Here is a 22,157-nt window from a genome sequence, read left to right as displayed (position 1 = left end):
TAAAAACACAGCGTTGATTAACACAGCGTTTTCCCTTCTCGCCCTACTAACTTCCGTCCCGAGAACGAACCAGAGACAGACATGGCCAAGGACACCTTCGAGCGTACAAAGCCGCACGTGAATGTCGGCACGATTGGTCACATTGACCACGGCAAGACCACGACCACCGGTGCGATCATCGCCGTGCAGGCGGCGAAGGGTCTGGCGACTGCCAAGTCGTATGCCGAGATCGCCAAGGGCGGTACGGTACGCGATGAGACCAAGACCGTCACGATTTCTGCGGCGCACGTGGAGTATCAGACTGACAACCGTCACTACGCCCACATCGACTGCCCGGGCCACGCCGACTTCGTCAAGAACATGATCACCGGTGCCGCCCAGATGGACGGCGCGATTCTGGTTGTGTCGGCTCCGGACGGCCCGATGCCGCAGACTCGTGAGCACATCCTGCTGGCCCGCCAGGTTGGTGTGCCGAAGATCGTGGTCTACCTGAACAAGTGCGACCTCGTTGACGACGAGGAGCTGCTGGAGTTGGTCGAGCTGGAGGTCCGCGAGCTGCTGACCAAGTACGACTTCCCCGGCGACGAAGTCCCGCTGGTGCGTGGCAATTCGAAGGCCGCGTACGAGAATCCGAAGGATCCCGAGGCCGCCAAGTGCATCGGCGAGCTGATGGACGCGATCGACAGCTACATCCCCGAGCCCGAGCGCGAGATCGATAAGCCGTTCCTGATGGCGATCGAAGACGTCTTCTCGATCGAAGGTCGTGGCACGGTGGCAACCGGCCGTATCGAGCGTGGCAAGATCAAGGTTGGTGAAGAGGTCGAGATCGTTGGTCTGACCGCCGCCCCGACCAAGACGACCTGCACGGGTGTCGAGGCCTTCCAGAAGACCATGACCGAGGGCATCGCCGGCGACAACGTTGGTTGCCTGCTGCGTGGTGTGAAGCGCGAGGATATTCAGCGTGGCCAGTGTCTGGCCAAGCCCGGATCGATCACGCCGCACACCAAGTTTGAGGGCGAGATCTACGTGCTGAGTAAAGAGGAAGGCGGCCGTCACACGCCGTTCTTCAGCGGATACCGTCCGCAGTTTTACTTCCGCACGACCGACGTCACCGGCACGGCCAGCCTCACCGGCGACGCCGAGATGTGCATGCCGGGCGACAACGCCCGCGTGTCGGTCGAGCTGTCGAAGCCGATCGCGATGGACGAAGGCGTCCGCTTTGCTATCCGTGAGGGTGGCAAGACGGTCGGCTCGGGCGTCGTTTCCAAGATTATTGAGTAGTTAGCAGTGCCGGCGCCCCACTGGCGTCGCACCTGAGATAAGCGGTGAGGAGAATCAAGGGTTAGGCGGTCAGGGCGGAGTGGTTAAGAGCCGCTCCGTCCTGGCTGAGCCCGCTTCTCTTCGCAAAGGGGCGTAGCTCAATTGGCAGAGCACCGGTCTCCAAAACCGGGGGTTGTGAGTTCGAGTCCCACCGCCCCTGCTCGGATAGATTGAGTCGCTGAGATTTTGAGTCGCTGAGATTTGTGGGCCCATCACGGTGGTGGGCCCTGGGCAGGATGCTGAGCGTTAGCACGCCTAGTCCCGCGGTCTCTCTTATGAGAGGCGGCCTGCGGGTGATGGTGTCGGGAGCGAAGTCGTTTTGGCGGCCTACATACAAGAACTGGTGCGTTCGGGGCTCTATAAAAAGAGCCAGGGGCGTAACGCGCGTCAGGTAACCCTGGTGTCGATCCTCGTGGTCGTTGCCGCGGGAGTCTGGTCCCTGCGAGAGTGGATGTTGTCCGAAGGTTTCGCGACGACGCCGACAACCGTGGTGCCGCTTGTCGTGTTGGCTGCCTGTGCGTGGGCCGCTTTTCGGCTGATTCAGTACCCGAAGTTCGCGGACTTTCTCATCTCGGTCGAGGCCGAGATGAACAAGGTGTCGTGGCCATCGCAGGGCGAGCTTATTCGGGCCTCGTTCGTGGTGATCGCGGTCATTTTTTTCCTGGCAGCGCTGCTGCTGGGGTACGACGCGTTATGGAAGACGATCTTCGGCGCTTTGCTCGGTTGATGCCTGTTTGGGTTAGATACCCGGTTAGCAGGAAGTAGCGTTAAGGTTGAGGCGGCGTTGGATTAGGGGCTGCTGCGGCGAAGGGCTTCAGCGGATAGCTACAGGGCAATACCGGCGGCTAGTAGCGGATGACCGGATTACCGGTTTTCGGCGTAGCCGATCGAGTCAATACTCACAGGAAGCCGGTTGTCGCCAAATCGCGATAGCCTGTTTCTGTCACGATCACGAGCGATCTCGTTGAACGAAGAAGTCGAACAATCCGATTCGCAGGTCGAGGCCTCCGCGACGTCTGACGAGCAGTCCGCTGCCCCTGTGGCCAGCGACGCTACGGTCGAGTCGCGCGCTGGCGTTTCGAAGCCGATTGCTCATGAGCCCGGTGCCGACGGTCACGCGGCTGACGATTCGCAGGTCGATGAATCTCAAGCCGACGAGCTTGCCGAGGCCGAGGGAGACGACGGTGAGGACGACGATGCGGGCGCTGACGAGCCCGCGGCGGTCGCTCCAATCGGGCCGATCGAGGATCTGAGCGACGAGGCCGAAGAAGAAGTCGACCTACAGTGGTACATCCTCAAGGTTCAGAGCAACCGCGAGCGGACCTCTTCGGAGGCGCTAAGGCGGAAGGTCGCGATCGAAGGACTCGAGCGGTTTTTCGGTGAGATCGTGGTTCCGACCGAAAAGGTCACCGAGTTCAAGAACGGCAAGAAGAAGATCGTTGAACGGAAGATCTGGCCGGGCTACATCGCGGCCCAGATGCACTTCAACGAGGCCACGTGGTTCGCGATCCGCGAGACCTCGGGGATCGGTGACTTCACCGGTGCCTCGGGTAAGCCGATGCCGATGCAGCCGCACGAAGTCGCGATGATTCTCCCGAAGGAAGAGGGCGAGCAGAGCGAAGACGATACCCCGAAGCTGAACATCAAGTTCGCCGAGGGGGACAAGGTGAAGGTCAAGGACGGCAACTTCGAGAACTTCGAGGGAGACGTCGATTCGATCGATCAGCAGAGTGGCAAGATCACCGTGATGATCAGTATTTTCGGCCGCTCGACTCCTGTCGAACTCGAGTACTGGCAGGTCGAAACACTTTAAGTCAATCAGTTCCGTCGCGTTGGTGAGTCGCAAGACTCCGCACGACGTCGGCGGCAGGGAAACGCGGTATGGCGAAGCAAGTTGTTGGTCAGGCGAAGTTCCAGATCCCGGGCGGGAAGGCTACCCCTGCGCCGCCGGTCGGTACCGCCTTGGGCAAGTACGGCATCAATCTGGGCCAGTTCGTGCAGGCGTTTAACGACGCGACGCGCGAGGCAGACGGGATGATGATCCCCGTTGTCGTGACGCTCTACAACGACCGCACGTTCGAGTTCGTCACCAAGAGCCCTCCGGCAGCCGTGTTGCTGAAGAAGTCGGCCGGCATCGCCAAGGGGTCGGGTGTCCCGAACAAGACCAAGGTGGGAACGGTTACCCAGGCGCAGCTCGAAGAGATCGCCACGATGAAGATGAACGACTTAAACGCCCGCGACGTCGAGCACGCTTCGCGGATGATTGCCGGCACGGCCCGCAGCATGGGCCTGGTAGTGGAAGGTTGAGGCAGCCTGTTGGCTGTGGCGCAGCATCCGCAGGGCTGGTTCAAAAGCAGTTGCAGGAGCGGCTAGCAGGCCGAACGCGGCAAGAAGAGGCCGGTCGCACGAGAACAAGCTACTAAAGAAGATTACACGCATGAAGGTGGGACGCGGGCTGCAGGCCAGCGGTTTGAACCACACTTCACCCCTCCCAATGAGAGTGAAGCAGCGATGCCCAAGCTAACCAAGCGGATGAAGTCCGCAACCGCCAAGCGCCCTACGCAGACGCAATCGGTTGCCGATGCCGTCAAGACACTTAAGTCGTTTGACGCCCCCAAGTTCGATCAGTCGGTCGAGATTGCCCTGCGACTCGGGGTTGACCACACGCAAGCGGACCAGATCGTTCGCGGTTCGATTGTCCTGCCACACGGCATTGGCAAAGAGCAGCGCGTGATCGTGTTCGCCCGCGGCCCCGCGGCGACCGCCGCGACCGAAGCCGGTGCCGATGAGGTGGGTGACGAGGATCTCGCCAAAAAGATCCTCGGTGGATGGACCGACTTCGACGTCTGTATCGCCTCGCCCGACATGATGAAGATCGTGGGACCGTTGGGACGCGTGCTCGGCCCGCGCGGCTTGATGCCTTCACCGCGAGCGGGCACGGTGACGCCGGACGTGGCCAACACGGTTGCCGAATACAAGGCGGGCAAGGTCGAGTTCCGCAACGACAAAGGCGGCAACGTGCAAGCGATTGTCGGTAAGCTGAGTTTCGACAACACCCAGCTGGTGGAGAACATCCAAGCCTTTATCGATAAAGTGCTCGGACTCAAGCCGTCGGCGGTGAAGGGCATTTATGTGAAGAGCGCCCACCTAACAGCCACTCAGAGCCCCAGCGTGCGTTTGGCGGTGTGAGCGACGCGGACCTCCTCGGGCAACTTTTGCTCGGGGTAGCCAGCAAGCTCCCGCGTTCACCCTCCGATACAGACTTCAGCCAGCAGTTCTTTTATGAGCAAGTTCGTTAAGAACCTGATGATTCAGGAACTCGTCGACCGTTGGGACGGTGTCGAGCAACTGATGACCGTTGACACCACAGGCCTGACGGCCGAGGAGAACGTCGCGTTGCGGCGTCGCTTCCGTGGCAAGGGGGTCAGCATGATGGTGATCCGCAACAGCCTTGCCCGGCGTGCGGCGGAAGGCACTTCTTTGGCCCCTGCTTTTGAGGGTGCCAGCGGTATGATGGCCGCGATCTGGGGTGGCGAGGATGTCGTCGCCCTGGCCAAGGAAGTGATGTCCGTTGCCGATGGTGGTGAGTTCAAGAAGTTTTCGCCGATCGGTGGCGTGCTGGATGGCGAGGCGCTATCGGCCGACGACGTGAAGGCGGTCAGCAAGTGGCCCACTCGCACCGAGATGCTGAGCACCCTGATGGGTCAGGTGATGGGCCCGGCGATGACGCTGTCGGGCCAGTTGCTCGGCCCGGGCAAGCTGCTCGCCAGCCAGGTCAAGAAGAAGTCCGAGGAGGAAGCGGGCGAGGCTTGATCCGCCTCGCACGGAGTCTCCTGAGCCCCGCCGATTGTGCGGCAGCCGGACACCGTTCAGCGAAGGATCAATCAACCGACCAAGGCGCAGCCAAAGCAGCGATTGCCGCGTCGGATTCGTTTAGGAAGAGTCGATTTAACCCGAGGCCTGTCGGCAATTCATTTTCGGCAAGGGCGTCCCGCAAACGCCCGACCGGACCGACCGGCTTCAAACAACGTGAAAGGCGCGAAGCAATGAGCGATGCAGCAGTGGCGGATGCCCCGGCCGGGGTTGAGTACTCGGATACGACCAAGTCGATGGGCGACAAGATCGTCGGTCTGACCCTCAAAGAGGCCAAGGAACTGAGTGACTACCTGAAGGACGTACACGGCATTGAGCCGGCCTCGGGTGGCGGCATGATGATGGTGGCTGGTGGCGGCGACGCCGCCGGTGCCGCGGTTGCTGAAGAGCAAACCGAGTTCGACGTCGTCCTGGACGGCTTCGGCGACAACAAGATCGCGGTGATCAAGGTGGTTCGCACCGCGACCGGCCTGGGCCTCAAAGAGGCCAAGGAAGCCGTCGAAGGGGCTCCCACCAAGCTCAAGGAAGGCGTTTCCAAGGAAGACGCCGAGAAGCTCAAGAAGGAACTCGAAGAAGCAGGCGCCTCGGTCTCGATCAAGTGATCGAATCGGGTCGGTCGTCCTTAGGCGCGTGGGCTTGCGCACGCCGCACAGGGAGGATCGGCACAGGGTGTCGTGCGCCGCTCCGAACACGGGCGGCGGCGGTGCCGGCGTTAATGCTCCTTCGTTCCGCTATTGAATGAGCTATCCCACCGGGGTTTTCCGCTCTCGCTCGCCCAACACCCGATCCCCGTTGTCCGCCCCAGTGGCGGCGCGGGGAAGTCGGTTTTCGGGAGCGGTGCGCACTCGCTGGTTTGCTGCGGGCGTGGATTGCTTCCGGGCAATTCCCTCTGCCCCAGTGCCTCAGGGAAGTAGCACCGCTGTCTCGAGCCGAGCCTCAGCAGCGAGACGCCTTGGTTTATTGCTGGTTCCTTTCCTTTTGCCTGCCTCCACGGTGTTGGCTCTTCGGTGGTCGATGGCCTGTAGGTCAACGACCCCGACGCCGCGCGTTGGCGCATGGCGTATCGACCCGGATCGCGCCCCGGGTCGTTCTCTCGCCGCTTGCGCCCGCGGGCGTCTGATCCTCGGACAATAAGGCTCAAAACGCATGGCTGTTTCCGCTCAGCGTCGTCTTCATACTCCCGACATCCGCCGGTTCGGTAGCGATCGCGCACGGTACGAGATTCCCGATCTGACCGCCATCCAGACCGAGAGCTACGCTCGGTTCTTGCAATACGACGGGTCCAACCCGGAGAAGCGCAAGGTTGAAGGTTTGGAGAACGTGCTGCGCGAGATCTTCCCGATCGAGAGCTACGACAAGTCGGTCAGCCTCGATTACGTTCGTTACGAGCTTGGCAAGCCGCGTTACACGGCTGATGAGTGCCGCCAGTTGCGGCTGACGTATGGTCGGCCGTTGCGGGTTTGGCTGCGGCTGAACCGCGAGCAACCGATCGAGGAAGAAGTGTATCTGGGCGACCTGCCGATCATGATGGGCGGCGGCGAATTCATCATCAACGGTGCCGAGCGCGTCGTGGTGAGTCAGCTCCACCGGTCGCCGGGTATCGACTTTGTTTCCGAGATGGAAGCGGGCGAGCGCAAGGTCTACTCATGCCGCGTGATTCCCGAGCGCGGCAGCTGGATCGAGGTTAACTCGACCAAGAAGGACTCGATCACCGTCCGGATCGACCAGAGCGGCAAGTTCTCGGTCGTGACGCTGCTGCGGGCCATGGGCCCCGAGTTCAGCCTCGATAGCGATATCCTCAAAGCGTTTTACGAGGTCAGCAAGCAGAAGATCGTTGACGGCCGCAGCGTTGCGAAGATCGAGGGCAAGGTTGCCGTCGAGGACATCGTCTACCCGGTGGGTAGCGAGCGTGCGGGCGAGATCATCCTCGAAGCGGGTCACCGGATCACCAAGAACACGGCCGAGGTGATCTGCACGTCGGGCGTGAAGGCGATCGAAGTGATCGATCCGCCGCCGTCGCCGCACCTGCTCAACGCCATGGCGGACGACGCCACGAGCAGCCACGAAGAAGCGCTGCTGCGGATCTACCAGCGGCTGCGTCCGGGCAACCCGCCGCAGCTTGAGAAGGCACGCACGCTGTTCGCCGAGAAGTTCTTCGATACCAATCGCTATCGGCTGGGCCGCGTGGGTCGCTTCCGCATCAACCGGAAGCTGAACCTGAACGTTCCTGAGGAAGAGATGATCCTCCGCGCTGAGGATCTGATCAACTCGGTCAAGTACGTGCTGGGGCTCTGCGCGAACGACCCCTCAGTATACGTGGATGACATCGACCACCTGGGTAATCGTCGTCTGCGAACCATCGACGAGCTTGCCTCCGACGAGCTACGCAAGGGCTTCCTCAAGCTGCGTCGAACGGTTCAGGAGCGGATGAACCTGAAGGACGCGGAGGACATGACGCCGCGCTCGCTGGTGAATCCCAAGAGCATCTCGGCGGCGATCGAGTACTTCTTTGGTCGCGGTGAGCTGTCGCAGGTGGTTGACCAGACGAACCCGCTCTCGATGCTCACGCACGAGCGGCGGCTTTCGGCGTTGGGACCGGGCGGCTTGAACCGCAAGCGGGCCGGCTTTGAGGTGCGTGACGTTCACATCTCGCACTACGGCCGTATCTGCCCGATCGAGACGCCTGAAGGCACCAACATCGGCCTGATCAGCAGCCTAGCGATGTACGCCTCGGTGGATGATTACGGCTTCCTGATCACGCCCTATCAGAAGGTGGTCAAAGGCAAGCTCGTCGACGAGTGGGTTTGGCTGCGTGCCGACGAAGAGCATGAGGCGTATGTCGCATCGGCCGACGTGCCGATGAAGGGGGGCGTCATTCAGGGCGACTCGGCCGGCATGGTGGTGGCTCGTAACCGGGCCGACTTCGCGCTCACGCCGGTCGATAGTGTGCAGTACGTGGACGTTTCGCCGAGCCAGATGATTGGCGTTTCGGCGGGGTTGATCCCCTTCCTGGAGCACGACGATGCGAACCGCGCATTGATGGGCTCCAACATGCAGCGGCAAGCGGTGCCGCTGCTGGTCGCCGAGCCGCCGATCGTGGGTACCGGTCTGGAATCGGATGTCGCCAAGCACTCGGGCATGCTGGTCCGTGCGGGTCACAAGGGCACGGTGACTTATGTCGATGCGGATCGGATCGAGATCGGCCCCGAGGTGCACCACCTGCGTAAGTTCGTGGGGCTCAACGAGCGCACCTGCCAGAACCAGAAGCCGATCGTCAAACCGGGCGACAAGGTCGAGAAGGGCCAAGTGATTGCCGACGGTGCGGCGACGTGGCAGGGCGACCTGGCGCTGGGTCGTAACGTGCTCGTCGCGTTCATGTCGTTCGAGGGCTACAACTACGAAGACGCGATCATTCTTTCGGAGGAGCTGGTCCATAAGGATACTTACACGTCAATCCACATCGAGGAGTTCGACGTCGAGATCCGCGAGACAAAGCTCGGCCGTGAAGAATTCACGCGAGACATCCCCAACGTTAGCGAGAAGATGCTCCGCAACCTCGACGAGGGGGGCGTCGTCCGCGTGGGAACTTACGTGCGGCAGGGAGACATCCTCGTCGGCAAAGTCTCGCCCAAGAGCAAGACCGAGCTGACTCCCGAAGAGAAGCTGCTGCACGCCATCTTCGGCCGCGCCGGTGAAGACGTTAAGAACGATTCGCTCGAGGTGCCCTCGGGTGTCGAAGGGATCGTCATCGATACGCAGAAGTTCTCACGACGTTTGAGCCTGACCGAAGAAGAGCGCAAGGAATTCGAGCGCTCGCTCAAGGCTGCCGAAGCGGACGGCGCTGCGAAGATCGCCGCGGCCTTCACCGCGCTGGTCGACGCGATCGAGGGCGTTCTGAAGAAGAAGCTCACAGACGACGATGGCAACAGCATCGTTCACGATCAGGATCACAAGTTCGTTGCCGAGAAGGCCGCTTCCTTCCGGTTGGACAATCTCGATATCCGCAGCCCCGAGCGCTTGAAGGATGTCGAGAAGATCCACAAAGAGTTCTGGCCGAAGGTCGAGGAAGCGCTCGACGCCCGTGACCGCACGCTGAACAGCATGAAGCGCGGCGATGAGCTCCGCAGCGGCGTGTTGCAGATGGTGAAGGTCTACGTTGCCGCCAAGCGGGTTATTTCCGTGGGGGACAAGATGGCCGGGCGCCACGGCAACAAGGGTGTGATCAGCAAGATCATGCCCGTTGAAGATATGCCCTACCTGTCCGACGGCACGCCGGTGCAGATCATGCTCAACCCGCTGGGCGTTCCGAGCCGGATGAACGTGGGGCAGATTCTGGAGACACACCTGGGTTGGGCCGGTTCAAAACTCGGCTTCAGGGCCGTGACGCCGGTGTTCGACGGTGCCAATGAAGAAGAGATCAACGATTGCCTCGCCGAAGCCGGCTTGCCCCGCCACGGCAAGGCGCGGTTGCACGACGGCCGCACGGGCGAGCCGCTCGAGCAAGAGACCACAGTTGGTTTCATCTACATGCTCAAGCTGCACCACTTGGTCGATGACAAGGTGCATGCCCGTAGCACGGGCCCGTACTCGCTCATCACTCAGCAGCCGCTGGGTGGCAAGGCACGGTTCGGCGGGCAACGGTTTGGCGAGATGGAAGTGTGGGCCCTCGAAGCCTACGGTGCCGCCTACATCTTGCAGGAGTTGCTCACCGTTAAGAGCGACGATGTCGAGGGTCGTACGAAGATCTACGAGTCGATGGTCAAGGGCGAGAACACGTTGGAAGCCGGCACCCCGGCCAGCTTCGACGTGCTCACCAACGAGATCCGCGGCTTGGGCTTGAACATGCAACTCGAGAAACGCGGGTTGTAAGACGCAGCGAAGCGTTTGGTTTACTGAAGTCGCTTCCGATCGATCGCAGCGTCTCCCCCCGCATTCTCCCTTCCAACGCGAACCCCGCCACGGAGCACGACATGAGTCTTCTCGAATCTTCGAATTACGATCGCATCAACGACTACGCCTCGGTAAAGATCAGCCTGGCGCGGCCGCACGATATCCGCAGCTGGTCGTTCGGCGAGGTCAAGAAGCCCGAGACGATCAACTACCGGACCTATCGGCCCGAGAAGGACGGCTTGTTCTGCGAGCGGATCTTCGGCCCCGAAAAGGACTGGGAGTGCGCCTGCGGTAAGTACCGCGGCATGAAGTACAAGGGCATGATCTGCGATCGTTGCGGCGTGAAGGTCACGCACAGCCGCGTGCGGCGCAAGCGGATGGGCCACATCGAGCTGGCCGCTCCGATCGTCCATATCTGGTTCTTCAAGGCCATGCCGAGCCGGCTCGGTTCGCTGCTGGCGATGAAGACCACCAGCCTGGAGAAGGTGATCTACTTCCAGGATTACGTGGTAACCGATCCGGGCGACACGACGCTCAAGCGTCAGCAGATGCTGACCGAGGAAGAGTACCGCCAAGCGCGCGAGCAATTCGGCGAGGGTACCTTCGAGGCGGAGATGGGTGCCGAGGCGATCCGCAAGCTCCTCAACGCGCTGGATCTGGTCGAGCTGTCCGAGACACTCCGCCAAGACCTCAAGGACACGGGCAGCAAGCAAAAAGCCAAAGACCTCATCGCCCGGCTCAAGACGGTCGAGAGCATCCGCGACTCGGACAACAAGCCCGAGTGGATGGTCATGGACGTGATCCCCGTGATCCCGCCCGACCTGCGTCCGCTCGTGCTGCTCGACTCGGGCAACTTCGCGACGAGTGACCTGAACGATCTCTATCGTCGGATTATCAACCGCAACAACCGGTTGAAGAAACTTGTCGATTTGAACGCCCCGGAAGTGATCATCCGCAATGAGAAGCGGATGCTGCAGCAGTCGGTCGATGCGTTGTTCGACAACAACCGCTGCAAGCGGCCCGTCCTGGGCAGCTCGAATCGCCCGCTCAAGTCGCTTACCGACATGATCAAGGGCAAGCAGGGACGGTTCCGCGAGAATCTGCTCGGCAAGCGGGTGGACTACTCAGCGCGGAGCGTGATCGTTGTCGGACCGCGTCTGCGTTTGCACCAGTGCGGTCTGCCCAAGAAGATCGCGCTGGAACTTTACCAGCCGTTCATCATCCGTCGTCTGAAAGAGCTCGGACACGCTGACACGATCAAGTCGGCTAAGAAGATGCTGGAGCGCAAGGACGAAGAGGTTTGGGACATCCTCGAAGAGGTGATCACCAACCACCCCGTCTTGCTGAACCGGGCACCGACCCTGCACCGGATGGGCATTCAGGCGTTCGAGCCCATTCTAGTGGAAGGCAACGCGATCAACCTGCACCCGCTGGTGTGCAAGGGCTTCAACGCGGACTTCGACGGCGACCAGATGGCGGTCCACCTGCCCCTTTCGATCGAGGCACAGGTTGAGGCGCACACGCTGATGATGTCGACCCACAACATCTTCAGCCCCGCCAACGGTGCGCCGATCATCAGCCCGTCGCAAGACGTGGTGATGGGCAGCTACTACATCACGATGGACGCGCCCGAGGCCCCCGGCGACGGGACCATGTTCTCCAGCGCTGCCGAAGTGGAGATGGCCCACCTAATGGGTAAGGTCCACACGCACGCCAAGATCAAGATCCGCTTGGCCCCCAATCGCAACCTTCGCGAGGAGTACGGCGACGCCTCGAAGGCGGGCCGCGTGATCGATACCACCGTTGGCCGAGTGTTCTTCAACGAGATGCTCCCCAAGGGGATGCCCTTCTACAACAACGCGATGATCTCGCGAGGTTTGTCGAAGGTGATCAGCGACTGCTACGAATTCCTCGGCCGGCGTCAGACGATCGAGCTGCTGGACGACATGAACCAACTTGGGTTCAAGATGTCCACGCTCAGCGGCCTGTCCTTCGGCACGGACGACCTCGTGACTCCCGATACCAAGGGTAAGATCTTGGCCGTTGCGGAGAAGGAAGTCATCAAGCGTAACAAGCTCTATCAGCGCGGCATCATCACCGAGGGAGAGCGCTACAACGGCGTGCTCGACGCCTGGACCCACGCCCGCGAAGAGATCACCGCCGAGATGATGGAAGCGCTGAAGAACGACTTCCGCGGCAATCAGTACGTCAACCCGATCTACCTGATGGCGCACTCCGGTGCTCGTGGTGGTGTCGAGCAGATGCGACAGCTCGGCGGTATGCGTGGTCTGATGGCGAAGCCCTCGGGCAAGATCATCGAGACGCCGATCAAGGCCAACTTCCGCGAAGGCCTGACGGTGCTCGAGTACTTCAGCTCGACGCACGGTGCCCGTAAGGGACTGGCGGATACCGCGCTGAAGACCGCCGACTCGGGTTACCTGACCCGTAAGTTGGCTGACGTGGCACAGAACTTTGTCGTCACGCTGGATGACTGTGGCACAACGCGCGGTATCACCAAGGGCATTATCTACCGGGGTGAAAAAGTCGAGGTCGGCCTCGCCGACTCGATCCGTGGCCGCGTTAGTCGCCAGAACATCGTCAACCCGATCACCGACGAGGTGATCGTGGAAGAGAACGGTCTCATCACGAGCGAGATCGGCCGCAAGATTGAAGAGATGGGGCTGGAAAAGATCCAGGTCCGCAGCGCGATGACCTGCGAAGCCTCGCTGGGCATCTGCCGCAAGTGCTATGGCATGGACATGTCAACCGGCTCGCTGGTTGAAGAGGGCATGGCCGTGGGCATCATCGCCGCCCAGAGCATCGGCGAGCCCGGCACGCAGCTAACCATGCGGACGTTCCACATTGGCGGCGTCGGCCAGCGTGACGTGGAACAGTCCGATATCAAGGCGATCAAGGGCGGTTTGGTTCGCTTTGCCAAGCTCAATGCGGTGAAGAACCAAGAGGACAACCTCGTGGTGCTCGGCCGAAACGGCGAGCTGGCGCTCGTCGATGATCGCGGCCGCGAACTCGAGAAGTACGAGATCCCGACCGGTGCCGTGATCCGCCTCAACGAAGGTGACGAGGTCAAGGCGGGCGATGTCCTGTGCGAGTGGGACCCGCACTCCATCCCGATCCTGGCCGAGACCGGCGGCAAGATCCGCCTCGAGGACCTGATCGAAGGCGAGACCATCCGCGGCGAGAAAGACCCCTCGGGTCAGATGCGTTACGTGGTCATGGAGCACAAGGGCGACCTGCATCCGCAGGTGGTTGTTGAAGATCCCAAGGACGGCAAGATCCTTGACTTCTACTACATGCCCGAGAAGGCATGGCTCGAAGTCCGCGATGGCGACGTTGTGGCTCCTGGCGAACTGATCGCCAAGACACCCCGTGAGGCCGGCGGCACCCAGGACATCACCGGCGGTCTGCCCCGTGTGACCGAGATCTTCGAGGCTCGCAAGCCGAAGGATCCAGCGGTCATCGCCGAGATCGACGGCAAGGTAGAGATCCTCGCCGAGAAGAAGCGCGGCAAGCGTTCGATCATCGTCCGCAATGAGGCGAGCGTTGAGCGTGAGCACCTGGTGACCCACAACAAGCACTTGCGGGTTCACTCGGGAGATATCGTCAAGGCGGGCGATTCGCTCGTGGATGGTCCGCTAGTGCCCCACGACATCCTGCGTGTCTCGGGCGAAGAGGCGGTTCAGCAGTATCTCACCCGCGAGATTCAGAACGTCTATCGCTCGCAGCGTGTCGATATCAACGACAAGCACATCGAGATCATCGTTTCGCAGATGTTGCGGAAGGTGAAGATCGACACGCCCGGCGACACGAACCTGCTGCCCGGGGCCGTGCTGGACAAGTACGATTTCCGGCGTGCGAACGATGCGGTGGCCGAGTGCCTGCGGATCACCGACAAGGGCGACAGCGATTACGCCACGGGCTCGATCGTGCCGAAGGCCGCGCTCGAGCAGGCTAACGCCCAGATCGAAGCGCTCGGCGGCGAACTCGCCAAGGGCGTTAAGACCAAGAAGGCGACCGGCACGACGCAGTTGCTGGGCATCACCAAGGCGGCGGTCCAGTCGAACAGCTTTATCTCGGCGGCGAGCTTCCAGGAGACGACCAAGGTGCTCACCGAGGCCGCTCTGGCGGGTCGGACCGACCACCTTGTGGGTCTGAAGGAGAACGTGATCCTGGGGCACCTGATTCCCGCGGGAACGGGTTTCCGCAGCATCAACGAGTCGGAAGTGCGGATCCGTCCCGAGGCGCTCGAGGCTTTGGCTGTCGAGACCGCCGGTGCCCTGGACCGCTCGTTCCCGTTGTTGGGCGGCGAGACCCCGGCTCCGCAGGAGCGGAGCAAGCCATCGAGCCTCGACGCTTTGCTGGGCGGCGACGCCGCCAACGAATGAGACCTCTCGCGGCGGGAGGGGTAGCCCCCCGGGCTGAGCCCCTCCCACCGCGGTTTTAGACCCCTGACCCTTGCGATTGGTGCCTTTGCCCCGGCGAGGCGAAAAACGCAGCGGCGGGGCGAGTTGACAAAGCCCCGAAATCCCCTAGGATGCGGGGCTCGCGTGAAAAGGACCGCGAAGCCGGTCCCCTACGCCCCCCCCGATCCACCGAACTCGATCCGGCACCCCTCACAAGCGTGCCAAACACCGAGCGCCGTCACGAATGCCAACGATCAATCAGCTCGTCCGCAAGAACCGCAAATCGAAGCGGTCCAAGAGCAAGTCACCCGTTCTTGAGCAGTGCCCGTTCAAGCGGGGCGTGTGCCTGCAAGTGCGGACCATGACCCCCAAGAAGCCGAACTCGGCTTTGCGGAAGATCACCCGCGTACGGCTTTCCAACGGCAAAGAAGTAACGGTCTACATCCCGGGCGAGGGACACTCGCTGCAGGAGCACAGCATTGTGCTGGTCCGCGGCGGCCGCGTCCGCGACCTTCCCGGCGTGCGTTACCAGGTGGTCCGCGGTGCCCTCGACAGCCTTGGCGTCAACGGACGCAAGCAGTCACGCAGCCGCTACGGTGCCAAGAAGAGCTGATCGACGTTATCGCTGAGCCGGAAGGTGTCTGTAACACTCCGCCAGCACCCCATAAACCGCTACCACTTTCAACCGCTAGCAGCTTTCCATGGCCCGCATTACCGCCAGCCGCAAAACGCTCAAGCCGGACCCCGTACACGGGTCGCTCCTGGCCAGCAAGTTCATCAACTGCCTGATGATTGGCGGCAAGAAGAGCACCGCCCGGACGATCTTCTACGACGCGCTGGACGTCATCAAGCAGCGTGTGCCCGATGTCGAGCCGATCGACGTCTTCACGCAGGCCGTTGAGAACGTAAAGCCGGCGATCGAGGTCCGCAGCCGTCGTGTCGGTGGTGCCGCCTACCAGGTGCCGATGCAGGTCAACCGCAACCGCCAACAGTCACTGGCCATCCGCTGGCTGCTGCTGGCGATCCGCGAGAAGAAGGGCCGCCCCACTCACCAGAAGCTCGCCGATGAGCTGGTCGCCGCCTACAACCGCGAAGGCGTTGCGATGAGCCGTCGTGAGAACGTCCACCGTATGGCCGACGCCAATAAGGCGTTCGCCCACTTCGCGTGGTGAGCCGAACCAACCAACGAAAAAAGCCGGGGTTTTGACCCCGGCTTTTTTTACGCCCGTAGCCGAACCTTGTTATGGCCGAACTCTGTTGTGGGCGAACCCTGTTGCGACAGAGAGCTTGCTCAGGATCGGCCAGTTTTTAGATGTTACGGGGCTCTCCTCGCTGAGCTCGCCCCTAAATTGTGCCTGCCGAACAATCACGGGGGGGTGTCCCGCCGCGGGCTGCTCCGCAAGCGATACTTACCGCTATTGGTCCCGTGGTTTAGGCTAGTTCACCTAGCGACCACGTCCCCCGATACCCTCCGCATGCGGCTCCCTCCCCGTGTCTGCTGACTTAACCAAGCTCCGCAACATCGGCGTCATCGCGCACATCGACGCGGGCAAGACCACGGTCACCGAGCGGATGCTCTACGTCAGCTCCGCCAAGCACCGTGCGGGCGAGGTCGACAAGGGTACCACCACCACCGACGACGATGCCGAGGAAGCCGAGCGCGGCATCACCATTTACTCGGCGTGCGTCCGCTTTCCGTGGAAAGACGTGGCGATCAATCTGATCGACACCCCCGGTCACGTGGACTTCACCGCCGAGGTCGAGCGCAGCCTGCGCGTGCTGGATGGGGCCGTGGTGGTCTTCTCGGCGCGCGAAGGGGTCGAGGCGCAGAGCGAAACCGTCTGGCGGCAGGCGAACCGCTATCACGTGCCCCGGATCGCGATGATCAACAAGATGGACCGCGAGGGTGCCAACTGGGAGGGTGTGCTCGCCGAGATTCAGTCGCGGCTGGGGGCCAACCCGATCGCCATCCAGATGCCCGCCGGCCAGGGTCCGCCGCATGCGCCCAACCCGTTCCGGGGCGTGATCGATCTGGTGCGGATGAAGCTGTTGACTTTTCCCGCGGGCAAAGAGGGCCGCGAGATTGTCGAGACGGCGCTGCCCGAAGACCTATTTGTCGAAGCGCAGCTTTATCGTGAGCGGATGCTCGAGCAGCTCTACGATTACTCGGATGAGCTCATGGAGCTCGCGCTGTCGGGCGAGAAGATCCCCGAGCCGCTCGTATACAAGGTGCTCCGCAACGCCACGATCCATCTGCAGATCCAGCCCGTGCTGTGCGGCTCGGCCTTGCACGGGATCGGCATCCAGCCGCTGCTGGATGCGGTGGCCGCCTACCTGCCGCATCCGCTTGAGATGCCTTCGGTCGAGGGAACGCGGCCCACGGGCAAGGCCAAGGGCAAGGCCGAACGTCGGCGGACGAGCGCGCCGCTTGAGGAGGATTCGCCGCCGGCCGCAACCGGCGAGAAGATCACCCGCAAGCCGGATCCCGCCGCCCCGTTTTGTGGTTTGGTTTTCAAGATCCTGCCGTTCAAGACCGGCGATCTGTACTGGGTGCGAATTTATTCGGGAGAGCTCGCGCCCAACAGCCGGGTGCTCAATCCGGGTCGTGACCTCAAAGAGAACGTCGCCCAGATCTGGCGTCTGCACGCTTCGCGCAAAGATGAGCAGCTCGATAAAGCCCAGGCCGGCGACATCGTTGCGTTGCTCGGACTGCGCGACAGCATCACGGGCGACACGCTGTGCGACACCCGCGAGCCGATCCTCCTCGAGTCGATCGAGTTCCCTGAGACGGTGATCTCGATGGCGATCGAGGCCGAGACCTCGGCCGACAAGAAGAAGCTTGCCGAAACGCTCGAGATGCTGCGCAAGCAAGACCCGACGTTCTCCGCCACCGAGAACCCCGAGACCGGCCAGACGCTGATCTCCGGCATGGGCGAGCTGCACCTGGAGGTGATCCAGCACCGCCTGAAGCGGGACTTTGGCCTGAAAGTGAAAGTCCACAAGCCGCGCGTCAGTTACCGCGAGACGGTTGCTCAGCGGGCCACGGTCGTCGGCGAGTGCAACCGCAACATCAACGGCGTGCAGCACACCGCGGCGGTGCGGGTGCGTGTCGAGCCATATCGAGCGACCGGTCCGCTTGCGGCTGTGGCACCGCCGGTGGTGGTCTCGATCGATCCGGCCGCGACGAGCGAGGCGGGCGGGCTGACCGACGAGTACCTGGGTGTGGTGATCGAGGAGCTTGAGAACGCGGCCAGCGGCGGCGGCACGCTGGGCTTCCCGCTGATGCGCGTGCGAGTGACGATCCTCGGCGGCGAAGTGCACGAGACCGACGCCAGCGAGATCGCCTTCCGCACGGCCGCCAGCTTGGCGTTCGACAAGGGCCTCCGCGAGGCGGGCGTGATGCTGCTGGAACCGATCATGCGGCTCGAACTGACCACCCCCGAAGAGCACATGGGCGATCTGGTGGGCGACCTGCAGCAGCGCCGCGCGATCATCGAACGCACGGAGCAGCGCGGGGGCGATACCGTGCTCATCGCCGAGGCACCGCTGGCTAACCTGTTCGGCTATTCCTCCGCCATGCGGAGCCTCTCGCAGGGCCGCGCGGGGTGCAGCATGACCCCCAGCGACTACGCCGCCGCGCCGGAGGAAGTGCTCCGCACGTTCCTGGGCGAGTGAACGCCACCGCCGAGCGCCACGAGCAGCAACAACATTAACGTCGCCGGCTCGGGGATCGCCGTAGCGCCCATGCCGAAGCCCCAGTTGCCGAGTAAGGCGTTGATCTCGCCGTTGTCGATAGGCCCGTTATTCCAGCACCAGCAAATTGGTGGGTTCGTGTTCCCCCAGCTACCAAGCAGCAAGTTCAGGTCGGTGTTCTCCACGCGGCCATCCCCGTTAAAGTCGCCTGGAATATTTCCGCTGGTGCACAGCAGATTAGCGGAGGCACCGGTCACGCCGGCCAGCAGCATGAGCGTGTAGAGACTGCGTTGAACCATCACGTACGGCTCCGTGCGTTAAGTCCGTGTGTTGCGGCGGCAACCGCCAAGCAGGGGGCTGAGCAGGGGGATGAGCAGCGCGAGCGACGCGGGCTCGGGGATGCTGATGCCGGCACCGAACGCCCAGCTGCGCAGCAGGGCGTTGGCCTCTTGATAATCGACCAGGCCGTCGACAAACCCGTTGACCCACTCGGGCGGAACGGTCGTCTGGCCCCAGCGGCTGAGCAGCAAGTTCAAGTCGCCGTTGTCGACGACGCCGTTGTAGTTGAAGTCGCCATCGGGGTAGGGGTCGCCCGCGATCGGCAGGGTGAATACTGCGACGCCGCTGCCAGAGGTGGTTCCCTGGTAAGCGAGCGTGCCTTGCGCGTCATCGCTAAAGGTGAGCCGGGCGACGAAGAAGGCTTCGCTATCCGTGATCGGCGGGCCTGGAGGTGCCGCAAAAGCAGCACGGAGCTGCGTAGGGCCAAAGAGCAGATTGGCGGGGGCACCGGGCAGGTTGATCGACCCGCTCACTACCGTGATCGCTGCCGAGGTCTGCGCGGCGCGGCCGCCTAGGCCGATGAAGGTGGTGTAGGGGAGTCCGGGGGACGCGGCGAAGAGCGTTTAATCAGGGGGCGTGCCTGTGCCGAGCGGGTGATAGAGCAATTCCCCCTGCGTTAGCGAGACGTAAATCTGCTGACCCCCCAGCGCGCCGGTGAAGTCGATCTCCAGATCGATCGTGAACGATGCGGAGAGATCGAACAGGGGATCGTTGAAGGTCGGCACAGCGACCGGCACGACATGCAACGCGGTCACCTGCGCCGGTGCCGAGGCGGTACTGCCAAGCAGGACGGCCACCGGCGCGGCCGGCGTGGTGGATGCCGGGGCCGAGCTGGTGCCGGTGGCACGAGTCCGCACCCTGCGCCGGCGGGTGAGCAGCGAACCAGCGGCCACGCCACATAGCAGCGCAGATCCCGGCTCGGGAATCGCGAACGGGCTATAGAACCCGACTCCTCCCCAAGACGCGAGGAGCGAGTTGAGCTCTTTATTATCAACTATCGGTCCGACGAAATTGTGCAGCCACGCGCCGGGGACGTTGTCGGCACCCCAGTTGGCCAGCAGCAGGTTCAGGTCGGTGTTGTCCACCTTGAGGTCGAAGTTAAAGTCGCCCGACCAAGGATCGACCAGCGTGAAGATGCTCCCCGACTGGAAAAGCAGCCGTCGCTGATAAGTGGCGTTGTCGGTCGTTGTGCCGAAGTACAGCAGTTCTCCGCGCGCGTCATCCGATAACGTAAGCCGTGCGATGGTGTAATCGTTTTGATTCGTGACGGTCGTCCCCACAGCGGGAGACCAGGCGGCACTGAGCCGATCGGTTGAGGTCATATCGAGCGCTGCGCCACCGCCCGCATTTGTCCCCCCGCCCAAGATCAGTGTGGGTGCCGAGGTCGTACTCGTCAGTCCACCTGTCGCAACGAAGGTGTCGAACTGTAGCTCGGGCACGATCGCGAGCAGCGCCGAGCTCGGTGGCAAAGCGCTACCGAACGGCGTGTTGTTGTAGATCGAGCCTTCCACCAGCCGGACGTAGAGCTGCTGCACGCCGAGCTGCCCGCTGAAACCGATTTGCAAGTCGTAGGTGTTGTGACCCGGTAGTCCGGGGAACGCTTGCTGGGGGTAGAAATTGGTCACCGCCGCCGTTGCCGCGGGCGTGGCGGTGATCATCGCGATCAACACAAGAAGGGTTGTTTTTGCAGGAGCCATGGCCTCTCCAGGAAGTATTTTTAAGGCAGGAGCAACCCCCCCCAAGCCAACCTCCGTGATACCACGCCGAGAACGGCAGAAGCAAGAAAAGACGGGTTGCGCTGCGCCGGCGCAGCACTCAAGCCCGCGTTTAGCCAATGCGAGAAGTGTCGCTCGGCGATGAGAACGCTGCGGCGAGACCGCGGTGATAGGCGCAATAAGGTTAGGAGCTGAAGCGTCTCAGCGCGGAGAGTGGTTTCCCACCAGTTGGGAGAGCGTGATCAGCGTCATGAGCAGCAACGCCGCCGTCGGTTCAGGGACGGCGGTACTAACTCCGAAGCCCCAGTCGCCCAGCAGCAGGTTCAGTTCGCCGTTATCGACCGGTGCCACAAAGCCATTGATCCATGCGGCGGGGACCGTGCTGCTTCCCCATGAGCCGAGCAGTAGGTTGAGGTCACCGTTGTCCACTTTGCGGTCGCCGTTGAAGTCGCCGCCTATTGTTGGAGCGGTCGAGAAGAGATAGGTGGCACCAGCAAAGGCACCGTTCTGGTTGTCGCCGGGGGCACCGATGATCGCGAAGCCACCGTCGAGCCCCACGGTCGAGCCAAAGCCGTTGTCGGCCGCTGCGATGCTGGGAGTGAGCTTGGCCAGCTGGGCCAGGGTTGTGGTATCAAACAGATAGGCCGCTCCGCGCGCGACGCTTCCCGAGCCGGGCGAGCCAATGATCGCGACCCCTTGTTCGAGCGCGACACTCCGCCCGAAGTTGTTGCCCGCCAAGCCGTCGGCGGGGGTGAGCTTCGCCAGTTGCGAGCCGGTATCCAGGTCAAACAGATAAGCCGCCCCGGAATCAACGCCGTTGGCGTCGTTCTTCCAAGCCCCGACAAGGGCGAGCGAGCCTTCGATCGCCACGGCACCGCCAAAAAAGCTGCCGGCGGTGGCGTCGGTTGGTACCAGCTTGGCGAGTTGCACGCCGGTCGTCAGATCAAACACGTACGCGGCTCCGGCAAAGGCGTTGTCTCCCACCGCGCCGACCACGGCCCGACCCCCGCCGACAGCGACCGCGGTACCGAATTCTTTGCCGGCGGTCCCGTCTGTTGGTAAGAGTTTGGTGCGCTGCGCGAGCGGGGACAGATCAAACAAATAAGCCGACCCCGCCCCGCTGTCATCTCCCACGGCACCGACGAGCGCTACGCCTTCGCCCACAGCGACCGAGCGGCCGAAGCGATCGTCGGCAGCACCGTCGGCGGGCAAGAGTTTGCCGAGCTGAGCCCCCGAAGAAGCGTCGTACAGGTAGGCGGCCCCCGAGAGGCTGCCATTGGCGTCACTCCCGACCGAGCTAATGAGGGCGTACCCGTCGGCGAGCGCGACCGCCTCGCCGAAGTTGTCGAAGAATTGGCCGTCGGCGGGGGTCAGTTTGGCAACCGGCGCGCCGGTTGCCGTGTTGAAGAGGTGGGCCGCACCGACAAACGGTCCGTTCTGACTGTCGCCATAGGCCCCGATCAGGGCGGTTCCGTTATCGATCGCAACCGAAACGCCGAACAGTTGATCGGCCTGCGCGTCGGGCGAAGTCAGCTTGAGCAGCTGATTGCCGGAACAGGCGCTGCCGGGGAGCAGGGCAACCGCTGCCAAGGTGGCAAAGAAGGGGATGCCGCAGAGAGTGGGCAGTTGAGATATTCTAGGCATTATGCACTTCCGGCTGTGGGGGAAGGGCTCTTTCGGGGGCTTCATCTTGATCGCGAACCGCTCAGACGTCGGTCAAGCTAGTTGTGCCAAAGTCGCGAGTCAACGAAGTTCGGGCCAATGAGGGCCGATTGCCCGCCGCTGAGACTTTCAGTGGCGTCCGCGGCGGCTCCGAGCCGGATGGGCCCCGAGCCCGTCCAAGCATGAGGGAATCCTGCCGGGCCGGAAACGCTTCGCAAGCCCGGATAACCACGCCCAGGGGAAG

16 protein-coding genes and 1 tRNA gene are annotated in these 22,157 nt (G+C 62.4%); 13 read left to right on the top strand and 4 right to left on the bottom strand.

The genetic code is table 11. The features are described 5' to 3' along the window. Nucleotides 1-81 precede the first annotated feature (81 nt). The 13 genes from tuf to fusA all read left to right on the top strand — a co-directional run bounded on the left by tuf (nucleotide 82) and on the right by fusA (nucleotide 18,179). A complete protein-coding gene (gene tuf / locus Pla111_RS08385) occupies nucleotides 82-1,281 on the top strand; it encodes an elongation factor Tu (RefSeq protein WP_146573283.1) in 1,200 nt (399 codons plus the stop codon). Nucleotides 1,282-1,407: 126 nt separating this feature from the next. Next, a tRNA-Trp gene (locus Pla111_RS08380) sits at nucleotides 1,408-1,480 on the top strand. Between the two features lie 159 nt (nucleotides 1,481-1,639). Then, complete coding sequence (gene secE / locus Pla111_RS08375; protein ID WP_146573281.1) at nucleotides 1,640-2,047, top strand: preprotein translocase subunit SecE; 408 nt, start codon at nucleotides 1,640-1,642, stop codon at nucleotides 2,045-2,047. A gap of 237 nt (nucleotides 2,048-2,284) precedes the next feature. Further along, a complete protein-coding gene (gene nusG / locus Pla111_RS08370) occupies nucleotides 2,285-3,133 on the top strand; it encodes a transcription termination/antitermination protein NusG (protein WP_197524866.1) in 849 nt (282 codons plus the stop codon). Nucleotides 3,134-3,201: 68 nt separating this feature from the next. Continuing rightward, entirely contained in the window at nucleotides 3,202-3,627 is a 426-nt protein-coding gene (gene rplK, locus Pla111_RS08365) for a 50S ribosomal protein L11 (RefSeq protein ID WP_146573279.1), read from the top strand. A 204-nt stretch (nucleotides 3,628-3,831) separates the two neighbouring features. Further along, the gene (gene rplA, locus Pla111_RS08360; protein ID WP_146573277.1) at nucleotides 3,832-4,509 is read left to right on the top strand and encodes a 50S ribosomal protein L1; all 678 of its coding nucleotides are present in this window, start codon (nucleotides 3,832-3,834) and stop codon (nucleotides 4,507-4,509) included. Between the two features lie 93 nt (nucleotides 4,510-4,602). Further along, nucleotides 4,603-5,133 (top strand): 50S ribosomal protein L10, encoded by a 531-nt coding sequence (gene rplJ / locus Pla111_RS08355; protein ID WP_146573275.1) that lies wholly within the window; start codon nucleotides 4,603-4,605, stop codon nucleotides 5,131-5,133. Nucleotides 5,134-5,366: 233 nt separating this feature from the next. Beyond that, nucleotides 5,367-5,795, top strand: a complete 429-nt coding sequence (gene rplL, locus Pla111_RS08350; protein ID WP_146573273.1) for a 50S ribosomal protein L7/L12 — start codon at nucleotides 5,367-5,369, stop codon at nucleotides 5,793-5,795. Between the two features lie 544 nt (nucleotides 5,796-6,339). After that, nucleotides 6,340-10,062: a DNA-directed RNA polymerase subunit beta gene (gene rpoB, locus Pla111_RS08345; protein ID WP_146573271.1), complete on the top strand. Its 3,723-nt coding sequence runs from the start codon at nucleotides 6,340-6,342 to the stop codon at nucleotides 10,060-10,062. A gap of 101 nt (nucleotides 10,063-10,163) precedes the next feature. Beyond that, on the top strand, nucleotides 10,164-14,486 hold the full coding sequence (gene rpoC / locus Pla111_RS08340) for a DNA-directed RNA polymerase subunit beta' (RefSeq protein ID WP_146573269.1): 4,323 nt from the start codon (nucleotides 10,164-10,166) through the stop codon (nucleotides 14,484-14,486). Between the two features lie 262 nt (nucleotides 14,487-14,748). Beyond that, nucleotides 14,749-15,117 carry a 30S ribosomal protein S12 gene (gene rpsL, locus Pla111_RS08335; RefSeq protein WP_146573267.1) on the top strand — a complete coding sequence of 123 codons (369 nt, stop codon included), beginning with the start codon at nucleotides 14,749-14,751 and terminating at the stop codon, nucleotides 15,115-15,117. Between the two features lie 88 nt (nucleotides 15,118-15,205). Beyond that, nucleotides 15,206-15,676, top strand: a complete 471-nt coding sequence (gene rpsG / locus Pla111_RS08330; protein WP_146573265.1) for a 30S ribosomal protein S7 — start codon at nucleotides 15,206-15,208, stop codon at nucleotides 15,674-15,676. Between the two features lie 319 nt (nucleotides 15,677-15,995). Continuing rightward, nucleotides 15,996-18,179 (top strand): elongation factor G, encoded by a 2,184-nt coding sequence (fusA, locus tag Pla111_RS08325; RefSeq protein ID WP_146573263.1) that lies wholly within the window; start codon nucleotides 15,996-15,998, stop codon nucleotides 18,177-18,179. Here fusA and Pla111_RS08320 read toward each other — a convergent pair. From Pla111_RS08320 to Pla111_RS08305, 4 genes are all read right to left on the bottom strand, one after another. After that, complete coding sequence (locus tag Pla111_RS08320; protein ID WP_146573261.1) at nucleotides 18,131-18,496, bottom strand: PEP-CTERM sorting domain-containing protein; 366 nt, start codon at nucleotides 18,494-18,496, stop codon at nucleotides 18,131-18,133. The genes fusA and Pla111_RS08320 overlap by 49 nt on opposite strands. A gap of 18 nt (nucleotides 18,497-18,514) precedes the next feature. Beyond that, entirely contained in the window at nucleotides 18,515-19,009 is a 495-nt protein-coding gene (locus tag Pla111_RS08315; protein ID WP_146573259.1) for a hypothetical protein, read from the bottom strand. A gap of 90 nt (nucleotides 19,010-19,099) precedes the next feature. Beyond that, nucleotides 19,100-20,233 (bottom strand): hypothetical protein, encoded by a 1,134-nt coding sequence (locus tag Pla111_RS08310; RefSeq protein WP_146573257.1) that lies wholly within the window; start codon nucleotides 20,231-20,233, stop codon nucleotides 19,100-19,102. Nucleotides 20,234-20,452: 219 nt separating this feature from the next. Then, nucleotides 20,453-21,895 (bottom strand): FG-GAP repeat protein, encoded by a 1,443-nt coding sequence (locus tag Pla111_RS08305; RefSeq protein WP_197524865.1) that lies wholly within the window; start codon nucleotides 21,893-21,895, stop codon nucleotides 20,453-20,455. Nucleotides 21,896-22,157: the final 262 nt, after the last annotated feature.

Origin of the sequence: Botrimarina hoheduenensis, from assembly GCF_007859815.1 — a bacterium.
GTDB lineage: Bacteria > Planctomycetota > Planctomycetia > Pirellulales > Lacipirellulaceae > Botrimarina > Botrimarina hoheduenensis.
Note: the sequence above shows the minus strand (reverse complement) of the source record. Positions and strands in the feature narration are given on the sequence as shown.

Excerpts from the sequence above, each read along its gene's own strand:
- tuf (WP_146573283.1), top strand. The coding sequence starts at position 82 with ATGGCCAAGGACACCTTCGAGCGTACAAAGCCGCACGTGAATGTCGGC.
- rplK (WP_146573279.1), top strand. The coding sequence starts at position 3,202 with ATGGCGAAGCAAGTTGTTGGTCAGGCGAAGTTCCAGATCCCGGGCGGG.
- rplA (WP_146573277.1), top strand. The coding sequence starts at position 3,832 with ATGCCCAAGCTAACCAAGCGGATGAAGTCCGCAACCGCCAAGCGCCCT.
- rplJ (WP_146573275.1), top strand. The coding sequence starts at position 4,603 with ATGAGCAAGTTCGTTAAGAACCTGATGATTCAGGAACTCGTCGACCGT.
- rplL (WP_146573273.1), top strand. The coding sequence starts at position 5,367 with ATGAGCGATGCAGCAGTGGCGGATGCCCCGGCCGGGGTTGAGTACTCG.
- rpoB (WP_146573271.1), top strand. The coding sequence starts at position 6,340 with ATGGCTGTTTCCGCTCAGCGTCGTCTTCATACTCCCGACATCCGCCGG.
- rpoC (WP_146573269.1), top strand. The coding sequence starts at position 10,164 with ATGAGTCTTCTCGAATCTTCGAATTACGATCGCATCAACGACTACGCC.
- rpsL (WP_146573267.1), top strand. The coding sequence starts at position 14,749 with ATGCCAACGATCAATCAGCTCGTCCGCAAGAACCGCAAATCGAAGCGG.
- rpsG (WP_146573265.1), top strand. The coding sequence starts at position 15,206 with ATGGCCCGCATTACCGCCAGCCGCAAAACGCTCAAGCCGGACCCCGTA.
- Pla111_RS08320 (WP_146573261.1), bottom strand. The coding sequence starts at position 18,496 with ATGGTTCAACGCAGTCTCTACACGCTCATGCTGCTGGCCGGCGTGACC.
- Pla111_RS08310 (WP_146573257.1), bottom strand. The coding sequence starts at position 20,233 with ATGGCTCCTGCAAAAACAACCCTTCTTGTGTTGATCGCGATGATCACC.
- Pla111_RS08305 (WP_197524865.1), bottom strand. The coding sequence starts at position 21,895 with ATGCCTAGAATATCTCAACTGCCCACTCTCTGCGGCATCCCCTTCTTT.